This is a genomic window from Rugamonas brunnea, assembly GCF_014042345.1.
GTDB classification, from domain to species: domain Bacteria; phylum Pseudomonadota; class Gammaproteobacteria; order Burkholderiales; family Burkholderiaceae_D; genus Rugamonas; species Rugamonas brunnea.
This window is the reverse complement of record NZ_JACEZT010000002.1, coordinates 1-26,435: the sequence shown is the minus strand read 5'-3', so window position 1 is coordinate 26,435 and position 26,435 is coordinate 1. Positions and strand designations below refer to the sequence as shown.

General features: G+C 58.2%; 24 protein-coding genes and 1 pseudogene. 9 read left to right on the top strand and 16 right to left on the bottom strand.

All coding sequences use genetic code 11. The features are described from left to right. Positions 1-54: 54 nt before the first annotated feature. The 13 genes from H3H37_RS03875 to H3H37_RS03815 all read right to left on the bottom strand — a co-directional run bounded on the left by H3H37_RS03875 (position 55) and on the right by H3H37_RS03815 (position 12,850). A complete protein-coding gene (locus H3H37_RS03875; protein WP_182160340.1) occupies positions 55-963 on the bottom strand; it encodes a pseudouridine synthase in 909 nt (302 codons plus the stop codon). Between the two features lies 1 nt (position 964). Further along, on the bottom strand, positions 965-1,852 hold the full coding sequence (locus H3H37_RS03870; protein WP_182160339.1) for a M48 family metallopeptidase: 888 nt from the start codon (positions 1,850-1,852) through the stop codon (positions 965-967). Then, positions 1,833-3,119: an AmpG family muropeptide MFS transporter gene (locus tag H3H37_RS03865; RefSeq protein WP_182160338.1), complete on the bottom strand. Its 1,287-nt coding sequence runs from the start codon at positions 3,117-3,119 to the stop codon at positions 1,833-1,835. Before H3H37_RS03865 ends, H3H37_RS03870 begins: the two co-directional genes overlap by 20 nt. Next, complete coding sequence (metW, locus tag H3H37_RS03860) at positions 3,119-3,730, bottom strand: methionine biosynthesis protein MetW (RefSeq protein WP_182160337.1); 612 nt, start codon at positions 3,728-3,730, stop codon at positions 3,119-3,121. The genes H3H37_RS03865 and metW overlap by 1 nt, the downstream gene beginning before the upstream one ends. Further along, positions 3,727-4,959, bottom strand: a complete 1,233-nt coding sequence (gene metX / locus H3H37_RS03855; protein ID WP_375539983.1) for a homoserine O-succinyltransferase MetX — start codon at positions 4,957-4,959, stop codon at positions 3,727-3,729. Before metX ends, metW begins: the two co-directional genes overlap by 4 nt. Before the next feature lie 69 nt (positions 4,960-5,028). After that, positions 5,029-6,768 carry a phosphoenolpyruvate--protein phosphotransferase gene (ptsP, locus tag H3H37_RS03850; RefSeq protein ID WP_182160335.1) on the bottom strand — a complete coding sequence of 580 codons (1,740 nt, stop codon included), beginning with the start codon at positions 6,766-6,768 and terminating at the stop codon, positions 5,029-5,031. Positions 6,769-6,812: 44 nt separating this feature from the next. Next, positions 6,813-7,082 (bottom strand): HPr family phosphocarrier protein, encoded by a 270-nt coding sequence (locus tag H3H37_RS03845; RefSeq protein ID WP_182160334.1) that lies wholly within the window; start codon positions 7,080-7,082, stop codon positions 6,813-6,815. 83 nt (positions 7,083-7,165) lie between these two features. After that, entirely contained in the window at positions 7,166-7,573 is a 408-nt protein-coding gene (locus H3H37_RS03840) for a PTS sugar transporter subunit IIA (protein ID WP_182160333.1), read from the bottom strand. Positions 7,574-7,643: 70 nt separating this feature from the next. Continuing rightward, positions 7,644-8,591 (bottom strand): glutathione synthase, encoded by a 948-nt coding sequence (gene gshB, locus H3H37_RS03835; protein WP_182160332.1) that lies wholly within the window; start codon positions 8,589-8,591, stop codon positions 7,644-7,646. A gap of 77 nt (positions 8,592-8,668) precedes the next feature. After that, the gene (gshA, locus tag H3H37_RS03830) at positions 8,669-9,970 is read right to left on the bottom strand and encodes a glutamate--cysteine ligase (RefSeq protein ID WP_182160331.1); all 1,302 of its coding nucleotides are present in this window, start codon (positions 9,968-9,970) and stop codon (positions 8,669-8,671) included. 185 nt (positions 9,971-10,155) lie between these two features. Further along, positions 10,156-11,730 (bottom strand): ammonium transporter, encoded by a 1,575-nt coding sequence (locus H3H37_RS03825; protein ID WP_182160330.1) that lies wholly within the window; start codon positions 11,728-11,730, stop codon positions 10,156-10,158. 11 nt (positions 11,731-11,741) lie between these two features. Further along, entirely contained in the window at positions 11,742-12,080 is a 339-nt protein-coding gene (locus H3H37_RS03820) for a P-II family nitrogen regulator (protein ID WP_182160329.1), read from the bottom strand. Positions 12,081-12,091: 11 nt separating this feature from the next. Further along, the gene (locus tag H3H37_RS03815; RefSeq protein WP_182160662.1) at positions 12,092-12,850 is read right to left on the bottom strand and encodes a TorF family putative porin; all 759 of its coding nucleotides are present in this window, start codon (positions 12,848-12,850) and stop codon (positions 12,092-12,094) included. A 266-nt stretch (positions 12,851-13,116) separates the two neighbouring features. Between H3H37_RS03815 and H3H37_RS03810 the strand changes: the two genes are divergently transcribed. The 5 genes and pseudogenes from H3H37_RS03810 (at position 13,117) to H3H37_RS03790 (ending at position 17,738) form a co-directional block, all read left to right on the top strand. Further along, positions 13,117-13,362, top strand: coding sequence for an accessory factor UbiK family protein (locus H3H37_RS03810; protein ID WP_182160328.1), 246 nt, complete (start codon positions 13,117-13,119; stop codon positions 13,360-13,362). A gap of 153 nt (positions 13,363-13,515) precedes the next feature. After that, a pseudogene (locus H3H37_RS03805) lies at positions 13,516-14,370 on the top strand (YifB family Mg chelatase-like AAA ATPase); the annotation flags it as partial. A 412-nt stretch (positions 14,371-14,782) separates the two neighbouring features. Then, complete coding sequence (locus H3H37_RS03800) at positions 14,783-16,195, top strand: AAA family ATPase (RefSeq protein WP_182160326.1); 1,413 nt, start codon at positions 14,783-14,785, stop codon at positions 16,193-16,195. A 3-nt stretch (positions 16,196-16,198) separates the two neighbouring features. Further along, a complete protein-coding gene (locus tag H3H37_RS03795; protein WP_182160325.1) occupies positions 16,199-16,936 on the top strand; it encodes an HNH endonuclease family protein in 738 nt (245 codons plus the stop codon). A 160-nt stretch (positions 16,937-17,096) separates the two neighbouring features. Next, a complete protein-coding gene (locus H3H37_RS03790; protein ID WP_182160324.1) occupies positions 17,097-17,738 on the top strand; it encodes a Fic family protein in 642 nt (213 codons plus the stop codon). Between the two features lie 82 nt (positions 17,739-17,820). Here H3H37_RS03790 and H3H37_RS03785 read toward each other — a convergent pair whose 3' ends face one another. Next, complete coding sequence (locus H3H37_RS03785; protein WP_182160323.1) at positions 17,821-18,714, bottom strand: DUF6602 domain-containing protein; 894 nt, start codon at positions 18,712-18,714, stop codon at positions 17,821-17,823. 154 nt (positions 18,715-18,868) lie between these two features. Between H3H37_RS03785 and H3H37_RS03780 the strand changes: the two genes are divergently transcribed. From H3H37_RS03780 to H3H37_RS03765, 4 genes are all read left to right on the top strand, one after another. After that, on the top strand, positions 18,869-20,095 hold the full coding sequence (locus H3H37_RS03780) for a hypothetical protein (RefSeq protein ID WP_220456330.1): 1,227 nt from the start codon (positions 18,869-18,871) through the stop codon (positions 20,093-20,095). A 61-nt stretch (positions 20,096-20,156) separates the two neighbouring features. Further along, a complete protein-coding gene (locus H3H37_RS03775; protein WP_182160321.1) occupies positions 20,157-21,482 on the top strand; it encodes a hypothetical protein in 1,326 nt (441 codons plus the stop codon). Between the two features lie 62 nt (positions 21,483-21,544). After that, positions 21,545-22,426, top strand: a complete 882-nt coding sequence (locus tag H3H37_RS03770; RefSeq protein WP_182160320.1) for a DNA adenine methylase — start codon at positions 21,545-21,547, stop codon at positions 22,424-22,426. A gap of 229 nt (positions 22,427-22,655) precedes the next feature. Further along, positions 22,656-23,603, top strand: coding sequence for a hypothetical protein (locus H3H37_RS03765; RefSeq protein WP_182160319.1), 948 nt, complete (start codon positions 22,656-22,658; stop codon positions 23,601-23,603). Positions 23,604-24,378: 775 nt separating this feature from the next. Here H3H37_RS03765 and istB read toward each other — a convergent pair. Then, complete coding sequence (istB, locus tag H3H37_RS03760; protein WP_182160318.1) at positions 24,379-25,161, bottom strand: IS21-like element helper ATPase IstB; 783 nt, start codon at positions 25,159-25,161, stop codon at positions 24,379-24,381. Then, positions 25,151-26,435 (bottom strand): IS21 family transposase (gene istA / locus H3H37_RS03755; RefSeq protein WP_182160317.1); only part of this gene is annotated, 1,285 nt, incomplete at its 5' end. The genes istB and istA, both read right to left, overlap by 11 nt.

The following is a 26,435-nucleotide window of genomic DNA, read 5'->3' as shown; positions in this document are numbered from 1 at the left end:
CCCTCCCCAGTGCCGATGGCGCGCCCCAACGGTGTGCGCCGGCGGTGCGTGCGCTTACAGCGTGCGCCGGCTGAAAAACTGGCGCCGCTCGCCCGTGAACGGGTCGTCGAACGCGATGGCGCGCGCCAGCAGTTTTAACGGCTGCGATACGTCATCCTGCTTGCACGGCAGCGCCACCGGGTAGAACGCATCGTTCACGATGGGAACGCCCAGCGACGCCATATGCACGCGCAGCTGATGCTTGCGGCCCGTGTGCGGCCGCAAGCGGTACAGCGTGGCGTCGGCCCGGTGTTCGATCACGTCGATCACCGTTTCTGAGTTGGGCTCGCCCTCCTCCTCCTTCATCACGAAGAATTTCTCGCCATCGACCATGCGGCTGCGGTAGGTGAACGGGAAGTCGTAGCCGGCCAGCGGCGCGGCCAGCGCCTCATATTCCTTGGCGATGGCGCGCTTCTGGAACAGCGACTGGTAGGCGCCGCGCGTGACCTGACGGCACGAGAAGATCACCACGCCGGCCGTTTCGCGGTCGAGCCGATGGATGGGCGTGAGCTCCTCCATGCCCAGCTTCTTCTTCAGGCGCACCAGCAGCGACTCATGCAGGAAGCGCCCGGTCGGGATCATGGGCACGAAGTGAGGCTTGTCCACCACCAGCAGGTCGTCGTCCTGGTACAGGATCTCCTCGTGGAACGGAATCGGCGTTTCCACATCGAGCTCGCGGTAGTAGAAGATACGGATGCCGCGCCGGTAAGGGCTGTGCGGCAGCAGCGGCGTGCCGCTGGCGTCCACCACCCCGCCCTTCTCCATGCGCGTGCGCCAGTCCTCTTTCGTCACGGCCGGAAAGCGCTCGGCCATGAAGGTCAGCATGTCCGGCCAGTCGCCGCCCTGCAGCCACAAATAGCTGGGCATGACGCCGTCGCGCATGGGCAGCGGCGGCTTGCCATGCTTGTGTGCGTTGGCCGCCATGTCAGCGCCGGCTGATGGCCATCGAGTGGTACGGCGGCAGCGCGTTCGGGTCCAGTCCGCGTGCGCGCGCGAACACGGGCAGCACCAGCGGCATGTTGCGGTTCATGTCATCGATGCGGGAATTGCCGCTCGGGTGGGTGGACAGGAATTCCAGTGGCTGGCCCTGATTGAGCTGGCCCATCTTGGTCCACAAGGCCACGCCCGCGCGCGGGTCGAAGCCGGCGCGCGCCGCCAGGTCCAGGCCCACGTCGTCGGCCTCGCTCTCGTCCTCGCGCGAGAATTTGAGCACGGCCAGTTGGGTGACGGCATTGGCGCCGGCGTCCGTCAGGCGCTGGTCCACGCCCAGCCAGGCCGACAGGCCAATGCTGGCCACGCGGCCGAACAGGTTGGCTGTGGTGGCCTTGCCGGCCTGCTCGCGGCCATGCTCGCGCAGCGCATGGCCGATCTCGTGGCCCATCACGATCGCCACTTCATCGTCCGTCAGATTGAGCTTGGTGAGGATGCCGCTGTAGAAAGCGATGCGCCCGCCCGGCATGCAGAACGCGTTCACGGTGGCCGAATTGAGCAGGTTCACTTCCCACTTCCAGTTGGCCGCCTCCGGATTCCAGCGCGTGGTGAACGGGATCAGGCGGCGCGCGATGGCGCGCAGGCGGATCACCTGCGGGTGGTTATCCGGCATCAGCGCCTGCTTCTGCTGCGCCTGGCCCAGCAATTGCTGGTACTGCTGGCGCGACTGCTGGTCCACCTGCTGCTGGTCTTCGAAATTGCGGAACTTCGACATCGGCTTGACGGGGATGCCGTCCGAATAATTTTGCGTCGATGCCAACGGCGCGGCGGCCAGTCCGGCCACCAGCGCCAGCGCCAGTGCGCTACGTTTGAGGGTGTTCATGTGGTGCATTCCATGGTGCGATTTTCGGCAGCATCATCATGGCAGGAAATGCGAGGACAAAGCACACGATAAAGAACGTGAACCAGCCCGTTTCGGCCACGATGAAGCCGACCGAGGAATTGATAAAGGTGCGCGGCACAGCGGCGAGGCTGGAAAACAGCGCGTATTGGGTAGCAGTGTAACGCGGATCGGTGGAACGCGAGATAAACGCCACCAGCGCGGCCGCGCCCAGCCCGGTGCTGGCGAACGCTTCAAAGCCGTACACGGCGCTCAGCAGCACCGGGTTGGCGCCCACCTGCGCCAGCCACGCGAAGCCCAGGATGGCCAGCGCCTGCAGCACGCCGAACACCCACAGCGCGCGGTTGATGCCCAACTTGACCATCCACACCCCGCCCACCACGCCGCCAGCCAGGCTGGCCCACCAGCCGGTGGCGTTGGCCGCCAGCCCGATCTGCTTGGTGCTGAAACCGATATCGAGGAAGAACTTGGTCGACAAGGCGGTGGCCATGCTGTCGCCCAGTTTATACAGCAGCACGAAGGCGATGATCATGAAGGCCTTGCTCCAGCCGTCGCGCCGCACGAATTCGCGGAACGGCAGCACGATGGCCTGCTGCAGATTGCGCGGCGGTTCGCCGTACACGGCCGGCTCCCTGACCAGCAGTGTGCAGGCCAGTCCGGGCAGCATGAAGGCGGCCACGATCCAGAACACGGTCTGCCACGGCATGCTGTCGGCCAGCACCAGCCCCAATGCGCTGGGCACCAGGCTGGCCGCCTTGTAGGCGTTGACGATGACGGCTGCGCCCAGGCCCTGTTCGGCGTCGCTGAGCGACTCGCGCCGGAAGGCGTCGATCACCACGTCCTGGCTGGCCGACAGGAAGGCCACGCCGGCCACGAACACGGCGATCAGGCCCAGCTGGGTTTTCGGGTCCAGCATGCCCATGGCCCCCATGGTCACAAACAGCAGCAACTGGGTCAGCGCCATCCAGCCGCGGCGCCGGCCCAGCGGGCCGAGGCTGTAGCGGTCCATGAACGGCGCCCACAGGAACTTGAAGGTGTACGGCGACGTGACCAGCGCGAACAGGCCCAGCGCCTTGACGTCCAGGCCCGAGGTGGCCAGCCAGGCCTGCATCAGGTAGATCAGCGTGTACAGCGGCAGGCCGGAGCTGAAGCCCAGGAACAAAATGGCCACGGTGCGGCCATTGAGGTAGGTGCGCCAACTGGTCGCGGGTGCGGCCGGCTGGGGCGCCACGGGCTCCGGCGCCGCCATCAGGTCAGGGCCTTCTTACGCAGCCGGAACACGGCCAGGTCACCGCGCAGGTTGGGCAGCACGGAGACCTGCTCGCCGGCCGCCAGGGCCACGCATTCGAGCACTTCCAGCCCGCACTCCTCGGCCAGTTCGCGGAAGTCATTGATGGTGGCGCAGCGCACGTTGGGCGTGTCGTACCACTGGTAGGGCAGCGACTTGGAGACCGGCATGCGGCCGTTGAGCAGCGCCACCCGGTGCGGCCAGTAGGCGAAGTTGGGGAAGGAGACGATGGCTTCGCGCCCCACCCGCACAATGTCGCGCAGCAGCGGTTCGACGTGCTTCATCATCTGCAGCGAGGACAGGCACAGCACGGTGTCGAAAGAATTGTCGGCGAACAGGCCCAGGCCTTTTTCCATGTCCTGCTGGATCACGCACACGCCGCGCCGGGTGCTGTCGAGCACTTTGTCGTCTGCGATCTCGATGCCGTAGCCGCTGCACTGGCGGTCGGTCTGCAGGTAGTCGAGCATGACGCCGTCGCCGCAGCCCACGTCCAGCACGTGCGACTGCTTGGGCACCCAGTGGGCGATGAAGGCGAGGTCGGGACGGGCGCTGCTTAACTGTTCAAAATTCATGCGTACTCCTTGTTGCTGCTGGCGGGCGCCGCCTGCGCGGGCGCGCCCAGCTCTTTCCACACCTGCTCGTAGTAGGCACGCACCAGGTTCATGTAGCGCGGGTCTTCCAGCAGGAAGGCGTCGTGGCCGTGCGGCGCGTCGATCTCGGCGTAGGTGACGGGACGGCGGTTGCGCACCAGCGCCTGCACGATCTCCTGGCTGCGCGCGGGCGAGAAACGCCAGTCGGTGGTGAAGGACGCCAGCAGGAACTTGGCCTTGGTGCCGGCCAAGGTCTTGGCCAGGTCGCCGCCGTGGGCACGGGCCGGGTCAAAGTAGTCGAGCGCCTTGGTGATCAACAAATAGGTGTTGGCGTCGAAGTATTCGCTGAACTTGTCGCCCTGGTAGCGCAGGTAGGACTCGATCTCGAAATCGACGCCGAAGCCGAATTTGTAGTTGCCGTCGCCGTTCTTGGAGACGTCGCGCAGCTTGCGGCCGAACTTCTCGGCCATGTCGTCGTCCGACAGGTAGGTGATGTGGCCGACCATGCGCGCCACGCGCAGGCCGTTGCGCGGCACCACACCGTGCTCGTAGAAGTCGCCGCCATGGTAGTCCGGGTCGGACAGGATGGCCTGGCGCGCCACGTCGTTGAAGGCGATGTTCTGGGCCGACAGCTTGGGCGTGGAGGCGATCACCACGCAGTTGCGCAGCCGGTCCGGGTACATGATGCTCCAGGCCAGCGCCTGCATACCGCCCAGCGAGCCGCCCATGACGGCGGCGAATTGCTGGATGCCCAGCCGGTCGGCCAGCAGCGCCTGCGAGGCCACCCAGTCTTCCACCGTCACCACGGGGAAAGCGGCGCCATAGGGCTTGCCGGTGGCCGGATTGGTGTGCATGGGGCCCGTGGAGCCGAAGCAGGAGCCGAGGTTGTTGACGCCGATGACGAAGAACTTGTCGGTGTCGAGCGGCTTGCCCGGTCCCACCATGTTGTCCCACCAGCCGGTGCTTTTCGGCTTGCCCTCGTATTCGCCGGCCACGTGGTGCGAAGCGTTCAGGGCGTGGCAGACCAGCACCGCGTTCGACTTGTCGTCGTTCAGGGTGCCGTAGGTTTCGTACATCAGCGTGTAGTCTTGCAGCGTGGCGCCGCTTTGCAGCGCCAGCGGCTGCGGGAAATGCATGGTTTGCGGCGACACGTATCCAATGGATGGCATGTGTTTTTTGGGTTGTCTAGGGGGCGGCCCCACGGGCCAGATAATCAATGCGGAACCGCGAGGGTGGGTTCCGCAGGCTTGCCAGCAATGCAGATTGTACCGCGATGATGGTTACATCAGCTGCAATTGCTGGACCGCGTCGGCGATGGCATCCGGTTCCATCGAACGCATGATCTTGCGCGTCTGGGACGCCAGCCGCGCCAGGTCGCTGTTCAGGATCTCCTGCTTGACCGACAACAGCTGCGCCGGGTGCATGGAGAATTCGCGCAAGCCCATGCCCAGCAGCAGGCGGGTGAGCTTGACGTCGCCCGCCATCTCGCCGCACACGGCCACGTCGATGCCGGCCTTGTTGCCGGCCGCGATGGTCATGGCGATCAACTGCAGCACCGCCGGATGCAGGGGATTGTAAAGGTGCGCCACCTCATAATCAACCCGGTCGATGGCCAGCGTGTACTGGATCAGGTCATTGGTGCCGATCGACAGGAAGTCCATGCGCTTGACGAACATGGGTAGCGCCAGCGCGGCGGCCGGGATCTCGATCATGGCGCCCACTTCGACCGTTTCGTCGAACTTGACGCCCTCCTCGCGCAACTCGGCCTTAGCCTGGGCGATCATGGCCAGCGACTGGTCGATCTCGAACGCGTGCGCCAGCATGGGGATCAGGATGCGCACCTTGCCGAACGCAGAGGCGCGCAGGATGGCGCGCAACTGGGACAGGAACAGCTGCGGTTCAGCGAGACAGTAGCGGATGGCGCGCAGGCCCAGGGCCGGGTTCAGGGCCGTGTGCTCGGTCTGGTCGAGCGGCTTGTCGGCGCCGATGTCGAGCGTGCGGATGGTGACGGGGCGGCCCTTCATGGCCACTACGGCCCGCTTGTACTGCTCGAACTGCTCGTCCTCGGACGGAATGCGGCTGTTGCGGCCCATGAACAGGAATTCGGAGCGGAACAGGCCCACGCCGTTGGCGCCGGCGTCCATAGCGGCCGCGCAGTCGTCGGGCAGCTCGATGTTGGCCAGCAGCGTGATCGGGGTGCCATCCTTGGTGACGGCCGGGGTCTTCTTCAGCTTGTTGAGCTTCTTGCGGGCCCGTTGCAGCGCGTTCTGGCGCTCGCGGTACTGCTCCAGCACCAGCGCGCTGGGGTTGACGATGACCACCCCGGCGTCGCCGTCGATGATGATCCAGTCGTCCTGCTCCACCAGCGTGGACGCCTGCGACATGCCGACGGCGGCCGGGATGTCGAGGCTGCGCGCCACGATGGCCGTGTGCGAGTTCTGGCCGCCGACGTCGGTGACGAAGCCGATGAAGGAACGGTCGCGGAATTGCAGCATGTCGGCCGGCGAGATGTCGTGCGCGACGACGATCATCTGGGCCTGGTATTCGCCGTCGCCGACGGCGGCCAGCGGCTGGGCGCTGCCCATCAGCACCTTGAGCACGCGCTCGGCCACTTGCTGGATGTCGGCCTTGCGCTCGCGCAGGTAGGGGTCCTCGATCTCGTCGAACTGGGCCGACAACTCGTCAATCTGGGTCAGCAGCGCCCACTCGGCGTTGTAATGGCGGGTGCGGATGATGTCGAGCGGCGCCTCCGAGATCATGGGGTCCGACAGGATCAGCGCATGCACGTCGATGAACGCGCCCAGCTCCGTGGGCGCATCCTTGGGCAGGTCCAGCCACAGGGTCTGCAGTTCCTTGTGCACGGCCACCAGCGCCTGCTGCAGGCGCTGCACCTCGGCCTCCAGGTGCTCCTCGGCCACCAGGTAATGCTTGACTTCGAGCGCGGCCGCCGCCAGCAGGTGGGCCCGGCCGATCGCGATACCGCGCGATACGGGAATGCCATGTAGCGTGAAAGATGCCATGGGTGAACCTGTCGGGATACGTGGACGGCCGGGTTCCGCGGGCATTACTCGCCTTCGCCGAACTTGTCGTTGACCAGCGCGGTCAGCGCCGTGATGCATTCCTGCTCATCGGCGCCATCGGCCTCCAGCGTGACCTTGGCGCCCTTGCCGGCGGCCAGCATCATCACGCCCATGATGGATTTGGCGTTGATGCGGCGGGCATTGCGGGTCAGCCAGACGTCGCTTTGATATTTTGCTGCCAGTTGGGTGAATTTGGCGGAAGCACGCGCATGCAAACCAAGCTTGTTGATAATCTCAAGTTCTTGTTGAATCATATTTTTCTGTTCTCAATCAGGAATGCGCACTGCAAACAAGGCCGCCTTTAGCGACGACGGCGGCCACTCAAAACCCGGAGCGACTAGTTCGGACCCAGCCGTATCCGGTTGTCGACCCGCACGGCGCCGCTCTGCGCGCCGGCCAGGGCCATTTCCACCACCACGTCCAGCGTGTCGCGCCGGTAGGTGATGGCCCGCAGCAGCATCGGCAGGCTGATACCCGCGATCACCTCCACCCGTCCGGCGTCGGCCAGCTTATTGCAGCAGTTGGCCGGGGTACCGCCCTTGATGTCGGTGATCACCAGCACGCCGTCGCCCTCGTCGAGCCGGGCGATGGCGGCCGCCGCCAGTCCCTGCACTTCGGCCAGGTCCTGGTCCGCCACCACGTCGATCGCTTCCAGCCGTTCCGTCGGGCCGCGAAAAACGTGGGCGCAGGCAGCGATGAACGCCTGCCCCAGCGGCGCGTGAGTCATAAGCAGTATGCCTACCATAAGTTTAAACCGCCAGTGAGCGGCGCCGCTTTACAACGCGCGCCGCATAATTTTTTTTCAAGTCGTGACTTCATGCCTGGGTTGCGCCCTGCTCCACCGCGTCAATGAACATGGCCGCCACGTTGAAGCCGGTCTGCTGCGTGATCTCCTGGAAGCAGGTGGGACTGGTGACGTTCACTTCGGTCAGGTAGTCGCCGATCACGTCCAATCCTACCAGCAACAGGCCGCGGCTGGCCAATACGGGCCCCAGCGTCTCGGCGATTTCGCGGTCGCGCTCGCTCAGCGGACGGGCCACGCCCGTGCCGCCGGCAGCCAGGTTGCCGCGCACTTCGCCCGCCTGCGGGATGCGCGCCAGCGCGTAGGGCACCGGCTTGCCGTTGATGACGAGGATCCGCTTGTCGCCGTTGACGATCTCGGGGATGTAGCGCTGCGCCATGATGGTGCGGCGGCCATTGTCGGTCAGCGTCTCGATGATGGAGCCGAGGTTCATGCCGTCGGCCTGGACCCGGAACACGCCGGCGCCGCCCATGCCGTCCAGCGGCTTGAGGATCACGTCGCCGTGGTGGGCCTGGAAGGCGCGCAGCCGCGCCTCGCTGGACGTGACCAGGGTGGGCGCCGTGAATTGGCTGAACTGGGCGATGGCCAGCTTTTCATTGTGGTTGCGGATCGCGTCGGGCCGGTTGAACACGCGCGCGCCCTGGCGCTCGGCCAGCTCCAGCAGGTAGGTGCCGTAGATGTACTCCATGTCGAACGGCGGGTCCTTGCGCTGGATGACGGCGTCGAACTCGGTCAGGGCGGCCTCGTGGTGCGGCTCCAGCCGGTACCAGTCGTGGGCGTCGCCGGTGAGGATGACGCGGGCCGCGTTGGCGTACACGATGCCGCCGTCGAGTGCCATGTCCTTCTGCTCGAACGCGTAGACGGCGTGGCCGCGCGCGGCCGCCTCCACCATCATGGCGTAGGTCGAATCCTTGTAGGTCTTAAAGCTGGCCAGGGGATCGGCGAGGAATGCGATTTTCATGGAGGTTTCCATTCTGGGTAATGCCTGATTTTAGCCGACAAGCGGGCGCGGCCGTGCGCGGCCGCTCCACGCTCCCGTCAATACACTTCCGGATTGGGGTCGGTGCGCTCCATCTCCAGCGAAGCGGCCAGCAGCGCCAGGCGCGCCACCACGCCATACACGTAGAAGCGGTTGGGCGCGGCCGTGCCGGGCTTGGCCTTCAGGTCGGGCACGGCGTGCTGCTGGGCGAACGCCAGCGGCACGTATTCCGAGCCGGGCGCGTTCAGGTTCTGGTCCACGCCCTTTTCGCCATGGACACGGTAGAAGCCGCCCACCACGTAGCGGTCTATCATGTAGACCACCGGTTCGGCCACGGCGTCCTTGATGCTCTCGAAGGTGGGCACGCCTTCCTGGATGATGATGTCGGTGACGGCCTTGCCATCCTTGACGATGGACAGCCGTTCGCGCTGCTGCGGCGTGAGCTGCTTGATCTCGGCCGAGTCCTTGATGGTCAGGATGCCGGTGCCGTAGGTGCCCGCGTCGGGCTTGACGATCACGAACGGCTTCTGCTCCTTCATGCCGTATTCCTTGTACTTCTTCTTGATCTTGGCCAGCAGCGTATCAATGTTGGCGATCAGGCAATCCTCACCCTCGCCGGTCTGGAAATTCACCTGGCCGCACTTGGCGTGGAAGGGGTTGAGCATCCACGGGTCCACGCCGATCAGCTTGCCGAATTTCTTGGCCACCTCGTCGTAGGCGTCGAAGTGGTTGCTCTTGCGGCGCAGGGCCCAGCCCGCGTGCAGCGGCGGCAGCAGGCTTTGCTCATGGATGTTCTGCAGGATGTCCGGGATGCCGGCCGACAGGTCGTTATTGAGCAGGATGGTGCACGGGTCGAAATCCTTCAGGCCCAGGCGGCGGCCGTTGGGCGAACGCACCAGCGGCTCCACCACCAGCATATTGCCATCGGGCAGGGCCAGCGGGGTCGGCTGGGTGACCTCGGGCGACAGCGAGCCGAGCCGCACGTGCAGGCCGGTCTGGCGGAAGATCTGCATCAGGCGCGCCACGTTCTGCCAGTAGTGGGGGCTGCGCGCCTTCACCTCGGGGATCAGCAGCAGGTTGCGGGCATCCGGGCAATATTTGTCGATGGCGGCCATGGCGGCCTGCACGGACAGCGGCAGCATCTCGGTGGCCAGGTTATTGAAGCCGCCGGGGAACAGGTTGGTGTCGACGGGGGCCAGCTTGTAGCCGGCGTTGCGCAAATCGACCGAGCAGTAGAACGGCGGCGTATGTTCCTGCCATTCGAGACGGAACCAGCGCTCGATGGCGGGCGTGGCGGCCAGGATTTTTTCTTCGAGATCTAGCAGCGGTCCGGTCAGGGCCGTAACGAGATGGGGAACCATGATCACTTCCTTAATTGATGCGGGAGGACGACCCTCCAGGCACACTGAACCGCCTATATTACCGTGCAAATATACCAAATCGGGGCAATATTGCCTTTTTAAACCCCCAATAACGAAAAAAGGGCGCCCCTTGCGGAGCGCCCCGGTGTAGCCCGCCAGCGGCGGGCCGTATGCGATGCGACGGATCAGTTGTGGTAAGCCGATTCGCCGTGGCTGGTGATGTCCAGGCCTTCGCGTTCCTCTTCTTCCGGCACGCGCAGACCGATGACGATGTCGACTAGCTTGTAAGCAACGAACGAGACCAGGCCCGACCACAGGATGGTGGTGCCGACGGCCGTGGCCTGGGTAGTCACCTGGCCGACGATGGAATACGCATCGGTCGACATCTTGTTGGTGACGTAGTCAAAGATGCCCTGGCCGCCCAGCGATGGTGCAGCGAACACGCCGGTCAGCAGCGCACCCATGATGCCGCCCACGCCGTGCACGCCGAACACGTCCAGCGAGTCGTCGGCGCCGAGCATGCGCTTCAGGCCGTTCACGCCCCACAGGCAGACCACACCGGCCAGCAGGCCCATGATCAGCGCGCCCATCGGACCGACATAACCGCAGGCCGGGGTGATGGCCACCAGACCGGCCACGGCGCCGGATGCAGCGCCCAGCATGGAAGGCTTGCCCTTGTGGATCCACTCACCGAACAGCCAGGACATGGCGGCAGCGGCCGTGGCCAGCAGGGTGTTGACGAAGGCCAGCGCGGCCACGTCGCCCGATTCCAGCGCGGAACCGGCATTGAAACCGAACCAGCCCACCCACAGCAGCGAAGCGCCGATCATGGTCATGGTCAGCGAGTGCGGGGCCATCGATTCGCGGCCATAGCCAACGCGCTTGCCGATCATGAAGGCGCCGACCAGGCCGGCCACGGCGGCGTTGATGTGCACCACGGTACCGCCGGCGAAGTCCAGCGCGCCCTTCTGCCACAGCCAGCCAGCCTTGGCCGTTTCGGTGGCCAGGGTAGCGGCGTCCTTGATCGCGTCCGGACCGGTCCAGAACCAGACCATGTGGGCGATCGGCAGGTAGGCGAACACGAACCACAGCACGACGAACACCAGCACGGCCTTGAACTTGGCGCGCTCGGCGAAGGCGCCGATGATCAGGCCGCAGGTGATGGCGGCGAAGGTGCCCTGGAAGGCGACGTACACGAATTCATTGAGCACCACGCCCTTGCTGAAGGTGGCGGCGGTCGAGAACGTAGCTTTGACCGGATCCCAGATACCGTTCAGGAACAGGCGGTCGAATTTGCCGAAGAAGGCGTTGCCTTCCGTGAAGGCCAGCGAATAGCCGAACACGCACCACAGCACAATGATCAGCGAGAAGATCGTGAACACTTGCAGCAGGATGGACAGCATGTTCTTGGTGCGCACCAGGCCGCCGTAGAACAGGGCCAGGCCGGGGATGCTCATCATGATCACGAGCAAGGTGGAGGTCATCATCCAGGCCGTGTCGCCCTTGTTGGGCGTCGGCGCTGGTGCTGCGGCAGCGGCGGCGGCCGGAGCAGCTGCTGCTGCGGCGGCGGGTGCCGCTTCCGGCGCCGGGGCGGCGGCCGGGGCGCTGGCAGCGGGTGCCGATGCGGCAGGGGCGCTGGCGGCAGGCGCCGACGCGGCGGCCGAAGCTTGCGTCTCGTCAGCGGCCACGGCCGGCAGTGCGGCGCCCAGGGCGAACAGCACGGTGAATCCGGCCAGCCACGTTGTTATCGTTTTTTTCATCAATCTTCCCCTTAGAGAGCGTCGTTACCGGTTTCGCCGGTACGGATACGGATCACCTGTTCCAGGTTGTACACAAAAATCTTGCCGTCGCCGATCTTGCCGGTGCGGGCAGCGTTTTCGATGGCCTCGATGGCCTGGTCGACGACAGCGTCATCGACAGCCGCTTCGATCTTGGTCTTGGGCAGGAAATCGACCACGTATTCGGCGCCACGGTAGAGTTCCGTGTGGCCTTTCTGACGGCCGAAGCCTTTCACTTCCGTGACGGTGATGCCTTGCACGTTAATCGCCGACAAGGCCTCGCGGACCTCGTCCAGCTTGAACGGCTTGATGATGGCGGTAATCAGTTTCATGACAGCCTCGCTTAGAAGGTTTTCGTGATGGTCAGGACGGCGCCCGTCTTGGCCAGGTTCTTGCCGTTGGGAGCGATGTACGCTTCCGTGTCGGCGTAGATGGCGGCCAGCGAGACGGAGGCGAAACCGAAGTCCTTGGTGACGCCCACCTTGTAGTCGGTGTAGCTGAGCGCGCCGTTGTTCTTCACGTTCTGGTGGCCCACGTGCAGGTTCAGGTTGTAGCCGTCGTACACGTCATAGTTGAAGGCCGCGTCCAGGTAGCCGCTGCGCTTGCTGTCGGCCGTGCCGAACAGGTTAGTGGTCGATTGCGAGTACTTGAGCGAGAACGGGCCGGCGCTGAGCTGGCCGTACAGTTCGAAGGTGTTGGCGTTGGTCGGCAGGCCGTTCGACGGGTAATAGTAGTACAGGCCGCCCACGTCGTAGGCAATGTCCTTGGTCACTTCGCCGCGCTTGCCACCGTAGATATCCCACTCGACGTCGCCGCTGCCGCCGGCGTCCTTGGTCCATTTGATGGTCGACAGCCAGGTGCCGGCATAGAGACCGGTCGGGTTGTTCGTGTAATCCGCACCGCCCTGCAGCGCAGGATTGAGGCGCGATTGCGAAATGCCGCGGTAGCGGTAATCACTGGCCAAGCCGACGTTGTAGCTGATTTCGTTGTCTGGCTTTGCCTCAGGTTTCGCATCTTCCGCGCGAGCCACGCTGGCGCCCAGGGAAGCGAATGCTACAGTCAACGCGGCGGCAAGAGTAAGCTTCTTGGTAAGGCATTTCATCATGATTTCCTTTAGGTTGAACTTGGATAGCGGTTGCGGTTTACAATTCAGGCTGAAAAACAAACGTTCCCCCTGTCTTTAGCAGAATGCGTGCCAGCTTGCGTTGAATCAAATTACGCTATGAAAGAGGCAAGCCGGTGCCGCTTGCTGGGGCGGCGGACGATGTCCGCGTGCGGGCCGGAACAACTATCACAGAATTCGCACCATCTTAAAGCCGGGGTGCACCGCAATGGTGCGATGCATCGCCGACAACATCAAGGACTATCATGGACATGAATACTTTTTTTAATGACTTGCAAAACAAGATCAACCAGGCGATCGAGAACTCGCCGGCCAAAGACATCGAAAAGAACGTCAAATCGATGATGACCCAGGGCTTCGCCCGGCTGGACCTGGTCACCCGCGAGGAATTCGACATCCAGGCCCAGGTGCTGGCCAAGACCCGCGCCAAACTCGAGGCGCTGGAGGCCCGCGTTGCCGAACTGGAAGCCCGCCTGACGGCCGAAAAGTAATCCCCACCGGGCCAGGCATTCGCCCTGGCCCAACCGCTGCCTGGCCGCGCCACGGCGCAGCACGCGACATCCACCTCCCTTGGGCCAGCTCAATACCGCGCCCCCGTAACGTCCTACGATTTCAGCAGCCTGTCCGCCCCGCCAAGGATACCGATGAGCTTAGCTGTGCTGAAAAGCCGTGCGCTGGCCGGGATGGAGGCGCCGGAAGTGAATGTGGAAGTGCACCTGGCCAACGGCTTGCCTTCCTTTACCATCGTCGGCCTGCCGGAAACGGAGGTCAAGGAAGCGCGCGACCGGGTGCGCGCCGCGATCCAGAACAGCGGTTTCGAGATGCCGGCCTACCGCATCACGGTCAACCTGGCGCCGGCTGACCTGCCCAAGGAATCGGGTCGCTTCGATTTGCCGATCGCGCTGGGCATCCTGGCCGCGTCGCGCCAGATGCCGGCTAATCGCCTCCATCTGTATGAATATGCGGGCGAGTTATCGCTGTCGGGCGAATTGCGGCCGATCCGGGGCGCCCTGGCCATGTCCTATGCCATGCTGCGTGGCGGCAAGCAATGCGCGTTCATCCTGCCCCAGGCCAACGCCGACGAAGCGGCACTGGCAGGCGGCACCGTCATCCACCCCGCGCAATCGCTGCTGCAGGTGTGCGCCCACTTTGCCTCGGCGGACGCCACGGCCACATTGCCTCGCCACATGGCGCAGATCACCGCGTCCCGGCGTGATTACCCCGATTTTGTCGACGTCAAGGGGCAAGGCGTGCCCAAGCGGGTTTTGGAGATCGCGGCAGCCGGATGCCATAGCGTGCTGTTGGTGGGGCCGCCAGGCGCCGGCAAGACCATGCTGGCCAACCGTTTTCCCGGGCTATTGCCCAGCATGACGGACGCCGAAGCGCTGGAAGCGGCGACGGTGCAGTCGATCACAGGTGAATTCCGTACCGAGCAGTGGAAACAGCGGCCATTCCGGGCGCCCCACCACACGTCATCCGGCATCGCGCTGGTGGGCGGTTGTAAAAGTTTCAATTAGATAAGAACATCTCAATTGGGCGTCAACAAAACTCAATTGCTTGAGAATATTGATCCCCTCGCCATTTGAACGGCTCCACGTCCCCCATGCCTCTATTGCCACTTTGACATTTTTACGATTGCAATCCCCTAAAAAACGCTTTAGCGATCTATCACAGAACGCTATCGCGTTTCGTATGAAGTTGCTTCTGCGAATTGCTACAAACTGCAGTGGGTTTATTAGATAATGACATACAAATTTTTATTTTTTTTCTGCGCTAACTCGACAAGAAGTCAAAAAGTCGCCATTGCATCGTTTCACCAATGATGGGCAACGGCAGAGTGCTGAACAGACGCTGTCAATTGGAAGACACTAGCAAAAGATGTTGCCTGGCAACAAATTCTAAGGGTAAGGTATGAGGCTTAAGTCACTGCAATTGCAAAATTTTCGAGGATACGCAAACCACGAGTTTTCTTTGCATCCTCAGTTCAATTTGATTGTCGGTGAGAACGGCGCAGGCAAGACCTCCTTCCTAGAAGCTGCGTCTGTCGCAATTGGATCATGGTTCTTGGGAATTCGCGGCTATGACTCGCGAAATATACGAGCTCGCGACATTCGGATCGAACGCGACTTTCTTGAGCAAAGGTATCGTGAACTACCTCAGTACCCGGTTAGAGTCGGGGCAACTGGCACGTTCCCTATTATGGAAGCGAAGCGCAACGACGGCACTGGCCAAGTAGAAATTTCAGCCGGTGCAAAAGAAGTCAGTCTTGCATGGTCGCGATCGCTCGAAGGCGAAAACGGCCGAACCACTCAACAGGATGCTCGACCAATCAAGAAATTGGCGGAAACCTTAGCTTCGACAGTCTACAAACGACAGCCCCGAATCCTTCCGCTAATCCGTTATTTCGGTGCTGGGCGACTGTGGGAATCTGTCCGCGACTCGGAAAAGAACAGAGCAAAACACAAGAATCTTCAGCCACAGGACTTGGCAGATGCAGACGAGCTTGATAGAGCATTTGCAGAGCATGAAGAACTGAAAAAGCCATTTTATGGCTACAAGTTCAGCGTGGACAAGCGTTGCAGTGCTGACGATATTATTCGATGGATCGAATATGAGCGTCGCAATGAACTGGACGACGAGCAAGCCTCCGTTTCGCTAAAGCTGGTTTATCAGGCGATCCTCTCAATGTTGCCGGGGGCGAAAGCCGTGCGGTATCAAATGAAGCAAAAGACTCTGCTTATCGAGTTAGAGAGCGGTCGCCTTCTTGCATATCAAGAACTGAGCGATGGTTATCGAAATGTCCTTGCGATCGCTGCGGATCTTGCCATTAAAGCTGTGATGCTCAACCCTCAGCTTGCCGAGCGCGCATTAGAACTAACTCATGGTGTCGTCTTAATTGATGAGCTTGACCTACATCTGCACCCGAAATGGCAGCAGACCATTATCGAGTCGTTCCGAAAAACGTTTCCGAATCTGCAGTTCCTCTGCACGACGCATTCACCATTCCTGATTCAGTCACTACGTTCAGGAGAAGAGCTCATCGTCTTGGACGGACAGCCGGTCGCAGACGTCGCGAATCTAAACATTGACGACATAGCGGCAGGACTAATGCAGGTTCCACATCCTCAAGTAAGCTCACGGTATACAGAGATGAAAACCGTCGCTCGCCATTACCTTGAAGAGCTAGAGACCGCACCAATGGATGCAGCTGACAAATTAGAAGCATTTAAGGAAAAACTGGCGAGTTCTATTGGTCCTTATGCGGACAATCCGGCTTACCAGGCATTGCTTGAAATGCAGCGCGTAGCAAAGATCGGAGAGTAATGCATGCGACCAGTGCGCCGTGGTGCGTCTCCACAAGCTGGAGAATTCGATCCTTATGCAGATGCGCAGCATCATTTAATTTCAAGACTGGGCCACTACTGCAGCTATTGCGAGCGGCCGATTCTCACCGGGCTCGCCGTCGAACACATTCAGGCCAAGGGTCTACCTGCATATGCGCTCCTTATCGGCACGTGGACAAACTACCTTCTAGGCTGCGTTAATTGCAATTCGACGAAAGGAGATAAGGACGTCGTACTTTCGGCATACTTGCTTCCTGATAGAGATAACACCGCCTATGCTTTCACCTATACCATCGATGGGAAAATTATCCCGTCCGCAGCTGCGATCGCTCTGGGACTGGATAACATCGCTTTCGAAACTCTTGCTTTAACAGGTCTTAACAAAAAGATCAGTGAAGTATTCGATGAAAATGGAAAGGCTGTCGCAATTGACCGGGTCGCGCAAAGAATGGAAGCGTGGGGCACCGCTCAGATGGCCAAATCTCTCCTGGCCACTCAACCTCGAAGCAATGAACTGAAGCTGTGCATCACGGAGCTAGCCAAGGCAAAAGGTTTTTTCAGTATCTGGATGACCGTCTTCGATGGTAATCCTGATATGAGAAATCGCTTCATTGATGCATTTCCTGGCACACGAGCTAGTGGTTGCTATGATCCGGTATCAACCCTACCCGTTTCACCCAGCCCAAATCCTGATGCGCTTGCGAACGGGGCAAAGCTATAGGTGCCAATTCACTAGAGAGTGCTCCAAGCTTGAGTTCACAAAAGATGTTAGACCCCAGATAGTTTCCGGTGTGAAATCAGAAACACCAGGAGACTGACTTACAAAATGAGGATACGCTAATATCTTTATCCTCAAATCAATAGCGAAATGGAGCGCGTGCATGGATGGTGAAAATCAATCGGAAAAACCGCCAGAGTGGATGCCGCATGAGTCACCGGCCTACGACGAAATTTTGAGAACAAGTTGCGCGACCGAGATGCAACGTCTAGCGGCCGCCAGTTCCGAGGAGCGCCTAAGATTTATTAGCGATCCTAGGGAAGTTCATAGTCGCATGTATGCGGGGTTAGCCCCTGAAGGTTATCCTGAATATGCAGGTACTTATCGTGGGACATTAGGAACGACACTCGAGGGGCGTCGCAGTAGGGCTTATCGTGAAGACGGGCGGCTCCAGGACTTTAGCGAGCCTGATAGAGTCGCTCGTTGGATGGGGGAAGTAGCAAAACAGGCGACGAAAATCTTCGATCTGCCCTCGGGAACGAATTCCCATATCGTTATTTCAGAAATCGTTCGGCTGTTTTACGTCTTCGGGCTGACTCATCCTTTTCTCGACGGCAATGGACATATACAGCGCCTAATCTTTGCTGCTTGCGTCATGGAGCGCACACCGCTTCAGCTACTCGAAACGTGGACAATACACCCGCGTCCCTATGACATTGAGATCAAATTAGCATTCGAGAAGCCTACTCCGGATGCGCGACACATTGCACTCTTTAAAGTCTTGGCAGCATATATCTCTGCTTGACTTTAAGAACGGCTATTGCACGGCTTCGGAGAGAGCGAACTGCAAACAATCCCGAGTCAAGTATCAAACCGAGTCTGAGCGACTACGATTCATTTGAATCGGGATCGGTTACAGGTGACGTGAAATCTCGGCGGCCGACAGCGAACCTTGTTAAAGGGAATTCATAGACGTATATTGGTTTCCAGTCAATAATTTGAATGGCGTATCGCTCCAGTAGAAAACGTGCCTCACTATGAACTACTCTATCTTCGATCAAGCTAAGCAATGATATTGAGAATGCCAATAGTACGTCGTCCTTGAACTTGTAGAACTCGAGAACTCCGTCACCTTCCAATTCGTTTTTAACGATTAAAAGCCCTGTTTCCAAGAAAACTGTCACATGTGGCCAATAGTGACCAATTGGCTTTCCCTCCGACATTTTAAGCAATTTTTCAGGTGTAAGGCTACGCCCGCCGCACATAAACATCGCCGCAGTGCCAATCTGATGTTTTACAAGTAAAGAGCCATGATACGCCACACCATGCTCGATTGACGCAAGCCGCATATCCATGGTCTCAATTACGTCAGTAAGCGTTGGTGCTTTCTGCGGCACTAGCATATCAATTGCCGCTGTTTTCTCTAAAACATCCAGAAAATTCTCGTAACTCCAGTTGCTCTTGCATTCAATAATTCCTCTTACGGACTCTGAAAAGAAAAAAGAATGGTCCAACAGAGGGAGGGACGGGAAATTGCTCGAATCCCAAATTACGATGTCGGCCTCCTTGCTTCTGTTCATAATGTCATAGACCATGCCCCGGCCCACCGAGTATCGGCGTGGCAAAAGATCTGCTAAGTAAGCACGATAGACCTGCTCGCGGTGCCCGCCAATCAACCCTGAATGATTGCAGACGGGGAGCTCGGCCAAAGCCATTAGTTCTTTGCGTTTTGCATGGAAGTAGCCTTCCACAGCTTTCATTGTTTCGGTCTTTTTATACATCTTCTTTTTCTTCCGCATATTGGCGCAGGCGATCTCCTGCTTGTCATATTGATAGCGCAACCTTGGGTTAAGTTGTATGATGGAAACTTAAAATCTGTTTGTACTAAACATATCCTGATTTTGAGCTTTTGGGGGACGCATGTCACAAGAGGTAATGTCGCTGAAATTGGAGGACTTAGTGCTCTGGACCGAGAATCCTCGCGATCCAATCAGGGCCGATGCCAAGGATCAAGATATTGTCGATCGAGCAATCCTTGACAGTCATCGTAAATGGGGACTGCCGAAGCTCGCAAAGGACATGGGGAAGCATTACGACTTCAGTGAATTGCCCACTGTCGTGTTTCAATCAGGACGCCCAGTCGTGTACGACGGCAACCGTCGAGTAGTCATCGGAAAAATCAAGAAGGGCTTGGTCAATGTTGACGGCATAGACGTTCCCGGGCTGCCGGACTTCCCTGATGAAATCCCCTGCAACGTGTGCTCCAAGACAATTGCACTCGAAAACGTACTTCGAAAACACGCGGACAGCGGCTCGTGGCTGCCTTTGGAGCGGGATATATTCCTGCATAAGCACATGAAACGCGACAAGTCTCCGTTCCTAGTTTTAGAGGAGCGAACAGGCATCATCAGTGCAAATCCAAAACTGAACCAACGCTTTGTGAAGGAAGAAGTCTTTCGCGATGATGTGCTAGCAGAACTCGGACTTCGAATCGATGGCGACTCGTTCCATTCGAGACATACGAGCGAGGAGACCGCCGCAATCCTTGCGGATATCGCGCAAAAGGTGGGCAGTAAGGCTATCAGCACGCGTAATAATCGCGGTGACGTAGTTGGCGTGCTTGACGACAGCACCAAAGCAATACTAGTAGCAAATGAATCGAAGAGATTCAAAGACGTCAAAGACGGTCAAGAGGCATTGGCCTCGGCGATGAGCCTGAGACAGACCAGACGCACGCGCCCAAAAGAAACACCGATTTTCGGCGGCACACTCTATTTGGAAAGCGGCGATGTCAACAATTTTTACCGTGACTTGGCTGACCTGTACGAATTCTATGTAAAAAATAAGGCCAAGTTTTCGCAGTCGTTTCCAAGCGTTATCCGGATGGCGCTACGGCTGCTCGTCGAGACCGCAGCGGATGAGGTTGATGAGGACCTAGCCAATTACGTGAAATCTAGGTTCCAGAGTGCTAAGGCTATGCTGAACAAAGACCAAAAGACGACTTTGGCTGCCCAAAGCGTCACTGAGACGAACATTGTTCCGTTGCTTCAAATGGGTGCACACAACTACACGGCCGCATCGAACATTCACCAATCAATGGCTATGTCGTTTGTCATCGGTGGAATCCTGACAGACTCCCACGGTAAGGCCCCGTCAAAATGACCTAAGCCATATACTTGCAGCCTACACACAAAATCATTGGAATAAATATTCTTGAGGGAACATGATGGAAACTAAGGAAGTGCGCGTGACAAATATCTATATGGACCGAGAAAATCCGAGGCATGAGCCGATGGATGGCGATCCGGAAATGATCGCGTACTTGCTTCAACACGAAGGCGTACGCGCGCTCGCAAAAGATATCGCCACAAAGGGTAGCTTGAGCCCACTCGACATGATGGCCCTAGTACCCCATCCGAAAATCAAAGGTTCATTTATTCCCGCAGAGGGTAATCGCCGTGTGTGCGCCTTAAAACTGCTCGAAGATCCTGAACGCGCGCCCACGGAAACCGATAAGAAATACTTCCGCAGCCTGCGCGATATGATGCCGAAGCCAATCAAGTTGGTCGAAGCTCGCGTCTTCAAGAGCAAGGCAGATGCACGTCCGTGGATCTCGATCCGTCACGAGGGTGAACAAGGCGGCGTTGGCACGAAGAAGTGGAACGCAGAACAAAAAGCACGCTTCAATATGGAAGGTAGCGAGCGCGCAAACCCTAACGCGCAAGCCGCCCAGCTTCTTGAATACGCTGTTGAGGGCGGCCTAATCACTGACGATGAAAAAGCAAATATCGCCGTCACCACCCTCACACGTTATCTGACCAATCCCGTCTTCCGCGACACAGTCGGATTGCAGAACAGCCGCGATTTGAATATCACTGTCCCACAAGACGAGTTTGATCGGGCCGTCACTCGCTTCCTCCGAGATGCTGGCGATAAGGATTCGGGGGTAGTAAGTTCTCGTTCGTCTGCGGAGGAGCGGAAAGCGTACGCCGATAAGCTGCGGAAGGACGGCGACGCGCCAACTACGCGCGGATTACCGGCCACACCCGCTGCAGCCGCGAATGTCGGCAATAAAGCTACGTCATCCTCAAAGCCTCAGCGGAACAATCGCGGAAGAGAGCACGACAAGACCGTCATCCCCGCCTCATTTAAAGCACACATCAGCAAAGACTTAGTGCTGAAGAAAATCTACGATGAGCTACGCACGCTCGATGCCAACGACTTTGCTTTCAGTGCAGCTTATCTACTTCGAGCGTTGATTGAACAGACTTGCGTTCTGTACCTGAAACAGGAAAGCAAGGGCAAGGCATTGCCAAAAGATCTGCACCTGAAAGTTGACGCTGTGGAGAAGCTACTGGAGGCTGAGGGTGTCGACGATCGCATTCGAAAGAACCTGCGCGTCATGGTAAGCAAGATCGACTCAGCGGGCTCTCCTGATACGCTGGGGCACTTCGTCCATGGGGGGGCTATCCCCTCAAAGCACGATGTCTTCCGCACGTGGGACAACATCTCCGCAGCGTTTGCACACATCTACATGAAGCTCAAATAATGCTCGACTTTGCGGGAGGGGGGGGTATGGCCAAGAGAGCCTTTTTTCGGTAGCATAGCGCCATGCCTACAACAGATACCCCCCTTCGCTACCCAGGCGGCAAGAGCCAGCTGATCCCATTCGTGATCGAGCTGATGCGAACCAATGATTTGTTCTATGGTGAATACGCTGAGCCCTTCGCAGGCGGAGCTGGAATCGCCATCAAGCTGCTGCTGGACGATTATGTGTCGCGCATTCACTTGAACGACTTCGATCCGGCTATCTATGCATTATGGCATAGCATCGTCCACCAAACTGACGAGCTGTGTGAGCTCATTTACAGCACAGACGTTACCATCGATGAATGGCATCGCCAGCGCGAAACTTACTTCTCTGCGAAGCGAATGTCCAAGCTTAAGAAAGGCTTTGCAACGCTCTTCTTAAATCGCACTAACAGGTCTGGCATCATCAAAGCTGGAGTAATCGGTGGGCTTGAACAGAAGAGCGAATACTCGCTCGACTGCCGATTCAAGAAGTTGGATTTGACGCGCAAGATTCAGAGAATAGGCGCTCGACGTGAGCAGATCTCGTTGACCAACCTCGATGCAGCGGAATTCATTACGCAGGTTGTTCCAACGACAGGCAAGGATACGCTGGTTAATCTCGATCCGCCATATTTTGCGAAAGGCCAGGATCTCTATACCAACTTCTACAATCCTGAAGATCACGCACAGCTTGCGAACGCAGTTGCGAAGATCAAACGCCGCTGGATGGTCACATACGACGACACGCCGGAAATCCGCCAGCTCTACGCAAAATACCCGACCTTCACAACCAAGCTAAACTACTCAGCACAAGTCAAACGCATGGGTACAGAGCTACTTGTTCTTGATCCTAAACTGCACGCACCAGCATCGATATGGGCGTTGCAAATTCCCGAGTCCGAATTAAAGCTTGCCAGTTAATCCGAGAAACTAACCTAGCCAGCCTGCCAACCCGGCCGCATCCTGAAAAAATAAGCTCCCTGCGTTCTGCGGCAGGCGTTAATCTGGAGCGTCAATCGATCCACGCTTGGGCTTTACATTTATCATCCATACCAAATTGCAAAAGACATTTCGTCCCTGAGCAGTCATTTGATGGCGTACCGACTCAGGTTGATGACCGGTTGCCGATAAGCATATACAGGATTACGCGGTGGGAAATAAAAATTTACAGCAGGCGATCGAAGACAAATGCCTAAAGGCGTTAAAAAATACCGCACCGCTCTCGCTACCGAAACTTCAACAGTTGTCGCCCACCGAAGCGATGTTTGTTCTGGCAGTTGATGGTATGACAGGTAGTCCGATGGCTGCGCTGAATGAAGAAAGCCTGACTGCAAACTTTGCTGGACGGCTGGCCGCGCAATATACATGGGCAGTGGAGTGCATCGGCAACAAGGGCGGCCAAGCTGCCTTATGGGGGGAGTACAGCAAAAATGGCCAAGGTTACGACTCAGAATCAAAGCGCGGAGCGGACTTCGCCTTAGTGGTCCCCATCAGTAAAAAGGAAGTGAGAGTCGCGATATTTCAGGCGAAGAAGGCACGCGGCGAGCAGGCCAATATTGGACAGAGTGGTAGCCCGACTGCCCCGGAGGCGCAATGGGAAAAACTGCTCGATACTGCGGGGACCATTGCCCACGCCGCCGGTATTCCTGAAGAAGAATCGCTAAAGTGGACCCACTACGTATTTTGGCGCGAGACCGGTAAATTTCCTAAGTCGATTTCGCTCGCTCATCTCAAGGCGATCCTAGGTGATGACGAATCGAAAAAGGTTGACACGTCCGCCGATACGTTCGGCAGCTTCGCCGATCTGCTCTTGGCCGCTAAGGCCAAGGGAGACATCAAGCAAGGTAAATTCGCTGTTGTTGCCGGTTGGCTTCAACTAGGGGCCAAAGAGGCGAAAGATTTTTTGCCAAAATTGAACGCGCTGACCGATGTAATCTTTGCCGATGAAGAAGGACAAGGCGGAGCGTTTGAAGCATTTCTCGCCATCGCCAATCAGCAGCATAGTCTTACGGAAATTGAACCGGTAGATCGGCTTTCGGTCGCGGAGCATGAGGCAGGAACGGATGCTCCCGCACATCACAAAAAAAAGAAAATGTGACTCACGTCGACGCCATTAAACTTGCAGCCCATGTTCAAGGGCTTTGACGTTAATGTGTAGTAGTTTGGACTTGATCTGGCAGTTCGTGTCTGATGGCTGAGTGCCAGGGCTAAAGGTTGCGCAATGAGTTTGACTAGGACCGCAGCTCCCACGTGACAGGAATCGTCAAGGAACCTGCGTTTGTGTGCGCACCTTTCTCTGTATCCCCTTTAAACTGGCGGAGTGACGAGACGTGCAGACTATCTGATGGCCGAAAAAATCTCTCTTGCCTTGTTAACGCGAGCCGCGTTCGGGGCTGAGGCAGGTATGCGCACGGCGTTGAGGATGAAGATACCGGCAGGCCCGGTCATACAGATATTTGACAGATGCTCGGCCGATACCCGGGTCGACATTGCTGGCGCTGCTGGCAGCATTGATCGACGTATACGTGCTCGGCCCTTCAACAAGGCCAACTAAGGGCGGCGTTGGCCCTCCGTTCTACTGCATTCTGTTCTGAGACGCAGGGTTTCAGTCACAAGCCACTCTTCGCTATGGCCGCATAGCCGCTTCTTCGCCGCTTGCAATACTACTTGCTCATGCTCGATTAGAAAATGCGTTGCAAATACTTCTCCGTGCGTAAGGCTAAGGGTACTCATTAGTGCTTCAATCGCGGCCCTCTGGTAACGAATGGCTGCGTCCAATTGGATGAACTGGGTTGTTTGCATAGTTGGAAATGCTGTTCAATTGCATCGAAGTCTGACCCGGAATTTGCATTGAATTCCGACCCTCTATTTAATCACGTTTGGTCTGGTTGGCGCCTTGGCTTCCTCCTCCTTCCCGACGGTTCGGTCGAGCTATTTTTGAATCGATAGCTGTCATTGCCTGTTTCGACAATATGACAATGATGGGTAAGTCTATCAAGAAGTGCAGTCGTCATTTTTGCATCTCCAAATACAGAACCCCATTCAGCGAAACCAAGGTTTGTCGTGATGATTAGGCTGGTACGTTCGTAGAGCTTACTGATGAGGTGGAATAGTAGCGCCCCACCACTTTGGCTGAACGGCAAATAGCCGACTTCGTCTAGGACAACCAAGTCTGTATGCAGAAGCCGCATTGCCAAGTGACCTGCCCTTCCTTGCTGCTTTTCTGCTTCAAGAAGATTTGCCAGTTCCACTGTCGAGAAGAATCGAACCCTGCTGTTATGTTCCTCGATGGCCCGGGTTCCAAGTGCCGTGGCCAAATGAGTCTTTCCAGTACCAGGACCACCAACGAAAACAATGTTGTGACCTGATTCAAGAAAGTCACACGTATGCAGCTGCCTGATGAGCGGCTCGCTGACGGGGCTGCAGGTGAAATCAAATCCAGCCAAGTCCTTATAAACGGGGAATTTCGCCGCTTTCATTTGATACGCCAACGAGCGAACATCGCGCTCCGCCGCCTCCGCTTTGAGTAACCCCGTCACAATCGGCAGGGCCGCCTGAAAAGCTGGAGAGTTTTGCTCAGCCAACTCTTCCATGGCCTGTAGCATGCCTCGGAGTCTGAGTCCTTTGAGCATTTGTGTCATTGCATCACGCTGCATGGTTTTTCCTTCGATTTCTAAGTTGGTCGTACCTGCTGAAGTCCGCTATTGGCTCTACATCAAGGGTTAAGGCCTGTGGGGCGTCGATAAGGGGAGCTGGTCCGGCGTCGAGCAGTCGGCTTAGTGTGTTGAGAATGATCTGCTTAGATGGCGTACCGGCTTCAATGGCTTGCTCCACCGCAGTGAGAACGTGGCGTTCTTCATGCAGAAGTACAAGCGCCAGAATATCGACCATTTCTCGATCTCCCCCTTCCCGCCGAAGTAAGATGCTTTGAAGCTTACGGAACGGCCCGGGCATTTCTGCAAAAGGAGCTCCGTTTCGTAGCGCGCCAGGCTTGCGTTGCACCACAGCCAGGTAATGACGCCAGTTGTAAATCGTATGGCCAGGGCCGTGGTCACGAGTAATGTCTCGCAGATGTTCTGCAATGATCTTGCCATCTGCGACGATCTGGAGCTTGCTGGCATACACCCTTAGGCTGACAGGGCGATTCGCATAGGCCGCCGGTACGCTGTACCGATTTCGCTCGAACGTGATGAGACAAGTGGGCGAAACCCTTTTTGTTTGTTCGACAAATCCGTCAAAGGGCCTCCCGTTGGGCATGAGGTGAAGCCGTTCAGCATCCCAGACTTCCCAGATTGTCATTTCGGTTTCGGGATGCTGCAGCACCTTCCAAAAGCGCACACATTCAGCCGTCAGCCATTGGTTGAGCGCATCCAGGGACTCATGCTCCGGGACCCTTTGCCAAATCCTATGACGGCTATCTCGCACGTTCTTCTCGATCTGTCCTTTTTCCCACCCGGAGGCTGGGTTGCAGAACTCAGCGTCAAAGAGATAGTGACTGACCATCGCGGCGAATCGGGCGTTGACGTCTCGCTCCTTGCCCAGCTTGACTTTGTCGACTGCTGTCTTCATGTTGTCGTATATACCCCGCCGTGGCACTCCACCAAAAGCTAAGAATGCGTGCTCGTGTGCGTCGAAAAGCATTTCATGCGTCTGAAGAAGATAGGCCCGAAGGAAAAAGGCACGGCTGTGACTCAGTTTGAACTGAGCAATTTGCAGCTTTGTCCTCTCGCCGGCAATGACAGCCCAGTCTTCGCTCCAGTCGAACTGAAAGGCCTCACCTGGAGCAAATTTCAGCGGGACAAATGTTCGTTTGCTCGCAGAATTGACCCACTCCGATTGACCCACCTTCCACTGCCTGGCAAACGCTGCCACACGGTCGTATGACCCCTCATAGCCCAGCTCCTTAAGTTCCAAGTGGAGCTGCTTCAAA